This window comes from Citrobacter sp. wls706 (genome assembly GCF_005281305.1).
Lineage (GTDB): Bacteria > Pseudomonadota > Gammaproteobacteria > Enterobacterales > Enterobacteriaceae > Citrobacter > Citrobacter werkmanii.
Window position 1 is genome coordinate 276553 of the sequence record NZ_SZXG01000029.1, and the last position, 10444, is coordinate 286996.

General features: G+C 54.7%; 11 protein-coding genes. 2 read left to right on the forward strand and 9 right to left on the reverse strand.

The annotated features are described in order from the left end of the window. Positions 1 to 2: 2 nt before the first annotated feature. From pmrD to FDW92_RS06245, 9 genes are all read right to left on the reverse strand, one after another. Positions 3 to 266, reverse strand: a complete 264-nt coding sequence (gene pmrD, locus FDW92_RS06205) for a signal transduction protein PmrD (RefSeq protein WP_042307121.1) — start codon at positions 264 to 266, stop codon at positions 3 to 5. A 95-nt stretch (positions 267 to 361) separates the two neighbouring features. Then, on the reverse strand, positions 362 to 1774 hold the full coding sequence (gene menE, locus FDW92_RS06210) for an o-succinylbenzoate--CoA ligase (protein ID WP_042307119.1): 1413 nt from the start codon (positions 1772 to 1774) through the stop codon (positions 362 to 364). Next, a complete protein-coding gene (gene menC / locus FDW92_RS06215) occupies positions 1771 to 2733 on the reverse strand; it encodes an o-succinylbenzoate synthase (protein WP_042307116.1) in 963 nt (320 codons plus the stop codon). Before menC ends, menE begins: the two co-directional genes overlap by 4 nt. Then, the gene (menB, locus tag FDW92_RS06220; RefSeq protein WP_038642278.1) at positions 2733 to 3590 is read right to left on the reverse strand and encodes a 1,4-dihydroxy-2-naphthoyl-CoA synthase; all 858 of its coding nucleotides are present in this window, start codon (positions 3588 to 3590) and stop codon (positions 2733 to 2735) included. Before menB ends, menC begins: the two co-directional genes overlap by 1 nt. A 14-nt stretch (positions 3591 to 3604) precedes the next feature. Continuing rightward, on the reverse strand, positions 3605 to 4363 hold the full coding sequence (menH, locus tag FDW92_RS06225) for a 2-succinyl-6-hydroxy-2,4-cyclohexadiene-1-carboxylate synthase (RefSeq protein ID WP_042307114.1): 759 nt from the start codon (positions 4361 to 4363) through the stop codon (positions 3605 to 3607). Next, positions 4360 to 6030 (reverse strand): 2-succinyl-5-enolpyruvyl-6-hydroxy-3-cyclohexene-1-carboxylic-acid synthase, encoded by a 1671-nt coding sequence (gene menD / locus FDW92_RS06230; RefSeq protein WP_042307111.1) that lies wholly within the window; start codon positions 6028 to 6030, stop codon positions 4360 to 4362. Before menD ends, menH begins: the two co-directional genes overlap by 4 nt. Before the next feature lie 84 nt (positions 6031 to 6114). Further along, on the reverse strand, positions 6115 to 7413 hold the full coding sequence (menF, locus tag FDW92_RS06235; RefSeq protein ID WP_042307109.1) for an isochorismate synthase MenF: 1299 nt from the start codon (positions 7411 to 7413) through the stop codon (positions 6115 to 6117). A 104-nt stretch (positions 7414 to 7517) separates the two neighbouring features. Beyond that, positions 7518 to 7823 carry a stress response protein ElaB gene (elaB, locus tag FDW92_RS06240; protein WP_042307107.1) on the reverse strand — a complete coding sequence of 102 codons (306 nt, stop codon included), beginning with the start codon at positions 7821 to 7823 and terminating at the stop codon, positions 7518 to 7520. Positions 7824 to 7886: 63 nt separating this feature from the next. Beyond that, a complete protein-coding gene (locus FDW92_RS06245; protein WP_042307106.1) occupies positions 7887 to 8348 on the reverse strand; it encodes a GNAT family N-acetyltransferase in 462 nt (153 codons plus the stop codon). A 67-nt stretch (positions 8349 to 8415) separates the two neighbouring features. Here FDW92_RS06245 and rbn point away from each other — a divergent pair, with 67 nt between their 5' ends. Beyond that, positions 8416 to 9333 carry a ribonuclease BN gene (rbn, locus tag FDW92_RS06250; RefSeq protein WP_042307104.1) on the forward strand — a complete coding sequence of 306 codons (918 nt, stop codon included), beginning with the start codon at positions 8416 to 8418 and terminating at the stop codon, positions 9331 to 9333. A 64-nt stretch (positions 9334 to 9397) separates the two neighbouring features. Then, positions 9398 to 10402: a chemotaxis protein gene (locus FDW92_RS06255; protein WP_042307102.1), complete on the forward strand. Its 1005-nt coding sequence runs from the start codon at positions 9398 to 9400 to the stop codon at positions 10400 to 10402. The last annotated feature ends 42 nt before the right edge of the window (positions 10403 to 10444 follow it).

A 10444-nucleotide genomic window follows, 5' to 3' on the forward strand; every position in this document is an offset into this window, starting at 1 on the left:
GCTCATTTATCTGCCGACAGTCGTAACAGGCGCTCCCATTCGTCACAAATGTACTGTCTGGCATCGATTATTTTAATCACACGGGATGCATCACGATTAACACAATACTGTGCGTCTTTCAGCGGTGAAAGGAGATCCCCGGGCTTAACCCGTTCGGAAGATTGCGCCTCAGCAAGCATCTTAAGCGAACCACCGCTATCGCAAAGTACGATATAGAGCCTCCCTGCTTTCTTGTGACAGCAAGACTTCTTCACATGCCATTCCATAGCGCACCTTTTGTTAATGAATTTCACATCAGGTTACACTTTAGCTGATAAACAAAACGACAATAGCGACGGAATGGCAAAAATGAGAAATGTAATTAATATTTTCTTAATGTTAATGATGAAGCACTTACCCAATCCGCCAACGCGCGACGAGAGATTTTAATCCCTCCGGCTTTCAGTTCAGGTGGCAACGTCAGCCAACATACCGGTTGCTGAAAACGGGCCAGCTTATCTTTAACCCACTCTGCAAGATTGGCGTCGCCAGCGTTGGTGTCATACTCAACGACCGCCACCGGACGATGACCAAACTCTTTATCTTCTAACGGGACAATAAAGGCCTGCAGAACCTGCGGATGCGCTGCAATCACGCGTTCCACTTCTTCTGGCTGTATGCCTTCCCCACCGCTAAAAAACAGATTGTCCATGCGACCGATAATGGTTAACTTGCCGTCCTTTAACACCCCACGATCGCGGGTAGCAAACCACCCTTCCGCGTTCACTAAAGGAATAAGCTGTCCGTTACGCCAGTAACCTTGCGCCATGCTGGCCGCACGCAGCCAGACTTCGTCATCCACGATTCTGACTTCTCTGCCCGCTAAGGCTGAACCGACATCAGCCAGACCATCCGCCTCTTTCGCACAAACGGTGGAAGCGAATTCCGTCAGTCCATAACCGCACCAGCAGCGAATCCCCTGATCGCGCGCCTGCTCCGTCAACTCAACAGGAATAGCTGCGCCGCCCAGCAGCACCGCTTTGAGCGTGACCGGCGTTTTATTGACCAACAAGCGCCACAACTGTGTGGGGACCAACGAGGCATGGGTGCAGCCGACCAGCATTTGCTCCAGCGGCTGCTTGTCGCGCACGGTCATTCGCGCCCCGGCAAACAACCAGCGCCATAAAATACCCTGGCCGGAAACATGAAACAGCGGCAATGAAAGCAGCCAGTCATCTTCAGCGCCAAACGGCATTAATGACAGCACGCCCTGCGCGCTTGCCAGATGTGCCTGACAGGTGTGAACCGCCGCTTTCGGCAATCCGGTGGAACCTGAGGTTAACGTCATTGTGCTCAAGCGCTGAGGCGACCACGCGGCGGCATGTGCGCCTGGCAGCGCCTGCATCTGCAACGGTTCCAGCCCGGGAAACGCGTTAGCGGCCTCCAGATCCAGGGCAAAACGTAGCGTTAAGTCCGGGACCAGCACATCAAGCAGCGATTGAGGCAACTGCGGGTTCACAGGTAAAACCCGCGCCCCACATTGCAGCAATGCCAGCCAGGTCAGTAAAGAACGCGGATGATTCCATGCGCGGAGCAGGACGCCATCGCCCTCTTTCACGCCCTGAGCGGCAAAGCCGCTGGCCAGATGATCGACGCGGGTACAGAGCTCACTCCAGCTTAATACTTCATCGTTGAGGCGCAGCGCTGGCGCCTGCGCACGAACCTGCCGCCAGTCGCGCCAGGGCCAGTCAGTGCCCGCTAAGCTTGCGCTAGCGGGCGTTTCCCATGAAGTCATAGCAGGCGTTCCAGCGCATCAACGGCAATACACGGCAACGCGCTACCCGGCCAGGTGCGTACCTGCTGGCACTGCATCAGACTCAGCGTGTCCAGACCCGGAATGGTCTGCGGCGTCAGCCAGGCGGCAATTCTCGCCAGTTGGGTTAAACCAAGACTCGACTCAATAGATGAACTGATAACGGCGGTGAGACCAAGCGCATGCGCCGCCGCAACCTGTTCACGCACTTTGTCGAGACTACCGGTCAGAGTAGGTTTGATAACCACAGCCTTGACGCCCTCTTCGGCTTCAAAGGTGAAATCCGCTTCGCGCAGACTTTCGTCCCAGGCGATAGCGATGCCGGTTTCACGTGCGAATGCGCGTGAGTCATCGCGCGTTTTACATGGTTCTTCAAGGAAGGCAATGCGTCCGCGATACTCTGGATTGACGTATTTCGCGAACTGTTGGGCTTTCAACGGCGTCCAGGCGCGGTTGGCGTCGAGTCGCAGATGCAGCTCCGGAATCGCCTCGAGCAGCAGATTGGCTACCATTCCGTCACGAACCGCTTCATACAGCCCAACCTTGATCTTGGCAACTTTTTCGCCCGGCATATCCGCCAGTTGCAGCACCAAATCGTCAGGATCGCCCGTACACAGAGGCGCAGCACGATAGTCTGCAGCCTCCGGCAGAGCGTCAGCCAGTTCGGCCAGCGCACAGCTTGCGCCAAAAGCGACAGATGGCAGCTGTGGTAAAGAATCATCCCCTTGCAACCAGCCTTGTACCCAGGACAGCAGCTCGGTTTGCGCCTCTTCCCAGCTTTCCTGACTGAAGCCCGGCAGCGGGGAGATCTCTCCCCACCCTTCATGCTCGCCGTCACGCAGACAAACATACAACCCGTCACGCGTTTTTAACCGCCTGTCGCGCAGAATCACCCCCGCGTCCATGGGGATCTGCCAGCGGTATACCTGCGCGCTACGCATTACGGATTCCGTTTGAATTTGCTGAAATCAGGCTGACGTTTCTGGTTAAAGGCGTTACGACCTTCCTGACCTTCTTCCGTCATGTAGAACAGCATGGTGGCGTTACCGGCCAGTTCTTGCAGACCTGCCTGTCCATCGCAGTCGGCGTTCAGTGCCGCTTTCAGGCAACGCAGCGCCATCGGGCTGTTTTGCAGCATCTCACGGCACCAGCGTACGGTCTCTTTCTCCAGATCCGCCAGCGGAACCACGGTGTTGACCAGGCCCATGTCCAGCGCCTGCTGCGCATCGTACTGACGGCACAGGAACCAGATTTCACGCGCTTTTTTCTGACCCACGATACGGGCCATGTAAGAGGCACCCCAACCACCGTCGAAGGAACCCACTTTCGGGCCGGTCTGACCAAAGATGGCGTTTTCCGCCGCAATGGTCAGGTCACACATCATGTGCAGCACGTGGCCGCCGCCGATGGAGTACCCTGCTACCATCGCCACGACCGGTTTCGGACAGGTACGAATCTGACGCTGGAAGTCCAGCACGTTCAGGTGATGCACACCGGAGTCATCCTGGTATCCGCCGTAATCGCCACGCACTTTCTGATCGCCGCCTGAGCAAAACGCTTTGTCACCCGCACCGGTCAGAATGATCACACCGATGTTGTCGTCATAGCGGGCATCCGCCAGCGCCTGGATCATCTCTTTTACGGTAACAGGACGGAAAGCATTGCGTACCTGTGGACGATTAATGGTGATTTTGGCGATACCGTCGGTGGATTTCTCGTAGAGAATGTCGGTATAGCCTGCAGAGCAATCGTGCCATTCTACCGGTGCGTAAAGCATTGTTTCATCAGGATAGATCATAAAATGTCCTATAGTCAGCGACGTAGAATCTGAGCCAGACAGTCCACCACGCCAGCGGGATTGTCCCGATGCGCGTTGTGTCCGGCATTACGAATCACATGGTTTGGTACTGACATTTCCGTCGCCAGCGCGCGGAATTTATCGTCACGTTCACCACATAAATAATAAAACGGAAATGTGCGCGCAGTGAGTTGCGCACGTAAATCAGGTTGTACGGCAAGCGAGGTGGCCTCCAGCATCGCCGCCAGCGTATGCCCGTTATTCTGGCTACGCAGATCGACCAGCGCCTCTCTTTGCGCCGCATTCAGCGAGGAAAATACCGGCTGTTGATACCAGTCATAAAATACCTCACGCAGAGGCTCTGCGCGAAAACGCGCGGCCCAGCGGCCATCTGAAAGACGACGTTGAACGCGCGCCTCCTCGCTTTGCAAGCCAGGATGGCCACCTTCTACGACCAGACCGCAAAGTCCGGGCATCTCCTGACAGGCCGCCATCATCGCGACTCTGCCGCCAAGAGAGTATCCCACCAGCCAGTAGCTAGGTATGTTGTAACTAAGCAAGGTGTTACGCAATAACGCACAAACATCATTGAACCCGCTCACCTTGATCTCGGCGGAACCGCCGTGTCCCGGCAGGTCGATATATAGCCGTGAATAATCCTGAAACGCTTCGCCGACCGTGTGCCATTCCCGACAGTCGCCGGAGAACCCGTGCAGGAAAACCAGCCAGGGTGATCCACTCTGGCTAACGGTCGCCTGGGCGTGCAGGATCATAGATGGCTTACCTGCGCCAGCAGTTGCTGCAGGGTTTGCGCCCCGTCAGTTTCGTTCACCACCAGCTCAATAACCGTTGCCGCAGGAGTACGCCAGGCATTTGTCAACGCGTTCTCCAGTTGCTCCCAGTTTTCTGGGCGCTGATATTTAAGGTTAAACATGGCTGCGGCATGCTCAAAGTGCACGTTCTGCGGCATCAGATAGAACCGTTCACGTTCACTTGCCGGCGTCGGTAGCAGGGAAAATATCTGCCCACCGTTATTATTGACCACTATCAGGACAAACGGCGCGGAAACCTGACGCAATAACGCCAGCGCATTGAGATCATACAGTGCAGATAAATCGCCGACGATAGCCAACGTTGATTTTGCGCTGGCGCGCTGTACGCCCGCCGCCGTTGACAGCAGACCGTCAATGCCGCTCGCGCCACGGTTGCTATAGACCGGGAAACCAGCCGGAAGCTGCGACAGTGCATCAATCAGGCGCACCACCAGACTGTTACCCACGAACAGTTGCCCTTGTTCGGGCAGATATTCGTGAATACGATGGGCTAATTGCGCTTCACCAAACACGTTGCGACGGGCTTCCACCGCCTGCCATGCCAGTTGCGCCAGGCGCGGGATTTCCACGCACCAGGGTTGGCGTTTTTCCGCCGGATGCAGATCCAGCCAGTCACCAACCTTCGCCACCAGCCTGCGTCCACGATGATGCGCCGGATCGAGGCGACCTTCGATATTATCGACAATCCAGTATTCCTGCGGATCGCAACTGGCCTGCCATTGCAGGAGTCGTTTTCCGGTCAGGCTACTGCCAAGCTGCACCACTATCTGCGCCTGCTGTAACTCAGTCACCGCCTTCGCATTCCCCAACCACAGGTCAGCACACGGCAGGGGTTGTCCGGTTTGCGACAACACATCGCCAATCAGCGGCCAGCCAAGCATCTGCGCCCATTGCGCAACTTTCTTGCCCTCTTCCGCGCTCATACGGCCTGCAATGACTACGCCGCGCTTTTGTCGCCAGAAAAACCAGTCACGTTGTTTGTCGCTTTCCAGCCGACGCGCTTCACGTAGCCAGGGTTTATCATCCTGCCACCAGTCGCCGAGGCGCTGCTGCCAGGCGATCCCCGTTTCGTCCATGTCGCCATACAGCGGTTCGGCAAACGGACAATTAATATGAACCGCTCCGCTATGCAGCGCGGCCAGGGCATTATCAATGGTGGACACCAGCCAGCTTGCCGGAATGTCCTGAGTTGGACGCGGTAAGGAGAGCGTTTGCGACGGATGAGAAGCAAACATGCCGGCCTGACGAATCGCCTGATTAGCGCCACAGTCGATAAGTTCTGGCGGTCGGTCAGCCGTGAGTAAAATCAGTTTTTCACCGGTCAGGCCCGCTTCAATCAATGCGGGATACAGGTTCGCCACCGCCGTACCGGACGTGACAATCACGGCGACAGGCTGGCGACTCACTTTTGCCAGACCTAAGGCCAGATGCCCAAGACCACGCTCATCAAAATGGGTATGGTGGATGAAAGCAGGATTTTCCGCGGCTGCCAGCGTCAACGGTGTAGAACGAGAGCCAGGGGCAATGCAGATATGCCTGACGCCGTGGCGAGTGAGTGCTTCCAGTATGACCGCCGCCCAGCGTCGGTTAAATGCGCTTACTGACATGAGATTGTCCGGTATCAATATTGCGACACAGTATAAAGAATCGAATAAATGGATTTTTGATATGAGTCGGTAATATACAACTCATTACCCTTCCATCTGTAATAAAGTGCGCAGTCCTGCCGCTTTATTGTCTATTTCTTGCCATTCTTGCTCAGGATCTGAACCACGTACAATCCCCGCGCCGGCATACAGGCGGACCACGTTGGCGTTAATTTTCGCCGAACGCAATGATACGCAGAATTCACTTTGGCGCAGAGAAAGATAACCCGCAGAGCCGGCATACCACTCGCGTTCAAAGGGTTCATTTTGCTGGATGAATTCGCGCGCCAGCTCACGCGGAATGCCTGCAACGGCCGCCGTAGGCTGGAGTTGCATCAGGCAAAGCGTATCGTCGGCCTGATTCAGTTCCGTCCAGATACAACGGCGTAGATGCTGCACCTTACGCAGTCTGAGCACCTGCGGGGGGAGCACATCAAGGGTTTGCGTACAGCCTTGCAGCCGCTGGCAAATATCTTCGACCACCAGCATATTCTCGCGCTGGTTTTTATCATCTTTCATCAACCAGTCGCCTAACTGCCAGGCGCGATGATCCTCAGCGTGGTTGGCAACGGTTCCGGCCAGCGCTTCGGTGCGCAGCGCCGTATCACGCCGCCGATACAAACGTTCAGGGGAAGAACCAAGAAAAGCGGAGTCGGCAGAGAATGCCATAAAGAAATGGTAGCAGTTGAGGTTCAGGCGACGGCTGGAAGCCATCACCGCAGCGGCATTCACCGACTGTGAAAACTGTAAATCTGTCGCTCGCGCCAGCACAACTTTGTCGAGTTCTTCGCCATTGATGGTGTGCGTGGCAAGTTTTATCAGGTCTGTCCAGCCGGCCTTATCTGGCCAGTGTTGTTCTCCCGTCAAACTCAAACGCAACGCGGGCAACGGCTTAACGTTGGCCAGCGTGGAAATAAATTCGACCGCGCGTACGGCGTCTTCACGCAGCGAAACATCGCTGTACAGGTGTAGCCGTAAGCTTGCCACCCCGGCGCAGCGTCGCCATTCCAGTCGCGGTAACAACAAATTGCCGTGCCGGGGCTCGAACGCATTAAGGCCCCAGATACGCAGGTCAGGTTGGTTGTCGTGCTGACGTAAAAACTGTTGAGCGGATGCCAGCGAGGAAAACGTGGCAACGGCACCCAGCACAGCGGCTTCTTCGTCGCCGTTACGCTGCTGCCAGTAAAACTGGGGCCAGACGGGTTGACTGGCCAGCCATCCTAAAGCGTCAAACGCATCGTTCAGAGGGAAAGGTATGTCGTAAATACGAATTCCAGGTGCTGCCGGTATCTCTTGCGACAAATGACGCATCAGACCTTCCAGCGCAGTAGTGATTGATTGCACGCGGACCTCTCCCTGTTAAAAACCTCTTATTATACGGGGTACTGAACAGAAAAAGCAGTACCCCCAGTTAGGGAGTACGAACAAATGCGCTGACGGAGCGGAATTTATCGCCGTGCTAACAACAATCCCATCACTAAACCGACCGTGGCGCCAACGCCGATTCCACGCCAGGGTTTTTCATGCACATAGTCATCTGCACGGCAAACGGCCTTTTTCGCGCGGAAATAATAATTGTCAGAGGCATGGCTGACGCGATTTCTCACCTCTTGTAACGCCCGCTCTGCCCGCGCTTTTAACTCAAGATATTTTTGATCGGCCGGATCGCCGGAAGAACGCAGCACCTCTTCCAGCGTTTCGCTCAAGAGCTCCAGATCATCATCGATACGTGATTCATAAGATTGAAAAGACATTGTATTCTCCCTTTCTATTGACGTATCCGCTAACTATAGACAACCTGGACCGTTTGCGCCTGTTTATGCCTGATGTGCTTCTCGCGCCATCCCGATGTGCGGAATCCCGTCTTCGTCATAAATATCCGTCACCGGTATAAAACCAAAGCGCGCATAAAACGATTGCAGATGCGCCTGCGCCCCCAGATACAGCGCCTTGTGCGGCCAGTGTTGCGCACAGGATGCCAGCGTCTGGGTCATCAGCTGTTGCCCAAGTTTTGCGCCGCGTAGCGCTTCGCTGACAATCACCCGGCCAATGACCACCGGCTCCAGATCGTCATCGCTTTTCAGAATCCTCGCATACGCCACCAACTCATCATTGTGCCAGCCCAGAATGTGCCGATTTTCTCCAACCAGATCGTCGCCATCCACATCCTGATATGGACACTGTTGTTCAACAACAAACACCGCGCAGCGAAGCTGAAGAATGGCATACAGTTCTTGTGTACTCAGCTTTGCATGGTGGAGATCTTGCCAGTGAATCATTGTCTGCCCCTTTGTTGTGATAACCTGAACACCCTGCCTTATTGATGGCGAAAAGTGTAACGCAAAGATGGAATTACTATTTTTAGGCACGTCAGCGGGAGTTCCTACCCGCTCACGCAATGTAACGGCAATTTTACTCAATCTGCAACACCCGACTCAGCCGGGGCTGTGGCTTTTTGATTGCGGCGAAGGAACACAGCATCAGATGCTCGCCACGCCGTTCAATCCGGGAAAACTCGACCGTATTTTTATCAGCCACCTGCATGGCGACCACCTGTTTGGTTTACCTGGTCTGCTATGCAGTCGTTCGATGGCCGGGAACGTGAAGCCACTGACGCTTTACGGACCAAAAGGATTACGGGAATTTACCGAAACCGCATTGCGTCTGAGCGGTTCATGGACTGATTATCCTCTGGATATTGTGGAAATCACCGCAGGTGAAATCGTGGATGACGGCCTGCGTAAGGTAACGGCATATCCACTAGAACATCCGCTGGAATGCTATGGTTTTCGCATTGAAGAGCACGACAAACCCGGTGCACTTGACGCCAGTGCTCTGAAGGCGGCTGGTGTTAAATCCGGCCCGTGGTTTCAGGATTTGAAAGCCGGGAAAACCATCGTACTGGAAGATGGTCGCGCGATTAACGGTGCCGACTTTCTTGCCCCGGCCACCAGGGGAAAATCGGTGGCTATTTTCGGCGATACAGGCCCGTGCGCAAGCGCCCTCGAACTGGCAAAAGGTGTGGATGTGATGGTGCATGAAACTACGCTGGACTCGTCAATGGAGGAGAAGGCCAATAGTCGTGGACACAGCTCAACCCGACAAGCCGCGCTTCTGGCGCTTAAAGCAGGTGTCGGACGCTTGATCATGACCCACGTTAGCTCACGCTACGATGAAAAAGGCTGTCAGCGATTACTCGAAGAGTGCAGAACGCTGTTCCCGGCAACAGAACTGGCTCACGATTTCGCCATTTTCACCGTTTAATGCTCTATTTTTTCGCCTCAGTGCCGATAACAGTGAAAAGGCTGGCTTTCACACTGAGGACAGGATGAACAATTTCCAGAAAGATATTGATGACAGGACCAACCTAACCCTGTCTAACCGTTTTGAACTGCTACTGTTTCGCCTCGGCAAATCTGTTGAGGAGCAGAAATCAGAGCTGTTTGGCATCAACGTATTTAAACTACGTGAAATCGTGCCGATGCCGACGTTTACGCGTCCGGCGGGAATGAAAGCTCCGCTGTTAGGTATGGTGAACATTCGCGATCAAGTGATTCCGGTGATTGACCTGCCGGCGGTGGCGGGCTGTAAACCCGAGACCGGACTCAACATCCTGCTCATTACAGAATACGCCCGCAGCGTACAGGCGTTTGCGGTGGAATCAGTGGAAAACATTATGCGTCTGGACTGGCAACAGGTGCATACCGCCGAGAAAGCCGTCAACGGCCGCTACATCACCAGTATCGCCTGCCTGGATGACGATAAAGAGACCAACAACCTGGCGCTTGTGCTCGACGTTGAGCAAATCCTTTACGACATCGTACCGTCCAATCACGATTTACGCGCGACAGACCTGAAAACCAGTAAATTCAACATCACGCCGGGTGCGGTGGCGATTGTAGCAGAAGATTCGAAAGTCGCTCGCGCGATGCTGGAGAAAGGGCTTAATGCCATGGAAATCCCGCATCAGATGCATGTGACAGGTAAGGATGCATGGGAAAAAATCCAGCAGCTTTCCGCAGAAGCGCAGGCGGAAGGCAAGCCAATCACCGAGAAGATAGCCCTGGTGCTCACCGACCTGGAAATGCCGGAGATGGACGGTTTTACGCTTACCCGTAAGATCAAGACCGACGAACGCCTGAAGAAAATCCCGGTCGTTATCCACTCCTCGCTTTCCGGTAGTGCCAATGAAGATCACGTTCGCCGGGTTAAAGCTGATGGCTACGTGGCAAAATTTGAGGTCAATGAACTCTCTTCTGTCATTCAGGAAGTCATGGAGCGCGCAGCGAAAGACATTAGCGGTCCGCTGGTGAGCAGGCAGCTATTAAACTGACCGTATTTCACGCATAAAAAAACCCGCCAAGGCGGGGTTTTT

Excerpts from the sequence above, each read along its gene's own strand:
- menB (WP_038642278.1), bottom strand. The coding sequence starts at position 3,590 with ATGATCTATCCTGATGAAACAATGCTTTACGCACCGGTAGAATGGCAC.
- menC (WP_042307116.1), bottom strand. The coding sequence starts at position 2,733 with ATGCGTAGCGCGCAGGTATACCGCTGGCAGATCCCCATGGACGCGGGG.
- FDW92_RS06245 (WP_042307106.1), bottom strand. The coding sequence starts at position 8,348 with ATGATTCACTGGCAAGATCTCCACCATGCAAAGCTGAGTACACAAGAA.
- rbn (WP_042307104.1), top strand. The coding sequence starts at position 8,416 with ATGGAATTACTATTTTTAGGCACGTCAGCGGGAGTTCCTACCCGCTCA.
- menD (WP_042307111.1), bottom strand. The coding sequence starts at position 6,030 with ATGTCAGTAAGCGCATTTAACCGACGCTGGGCGGCGGTCATACTGGAA.
- pmrD (WP_042307121.1), bottom strand. The coding sequence starts at position 266 with ATGGAATGGCATGTGAAGAAGTCTTGCTGTCACAAGAAAGCAGGGAGG.
- menE (WP_042307119.1), bottom strand. The coding sequence starts at position 1,774 with ATGACTTCATGGGAAACGCCCGCTAGCGCAAGCTTAGCGGGCACTGAC.
- menH (WP_042307114.1), bottom strand. The coding sequence starts at position 4,363 with ATGATCCTGCACGCCCAGGCGACCGTTAGCCAGAGTGGATCACCCTGG.
- elaB (WP_042307107.1), bottom strand. The coding sequence starts at position 7,823 with ATGTCTTTTCAATCTTATGAATCACGTATCGATGATGATCTGGAGCTC.
- FDW92_RS06255 (WP_042307102.1), top strand. The coding sequence starts at position 9,398 with ATGAACAATTTCCAGAAAGATATTGATGACAGGACCAACCTAACCCTG.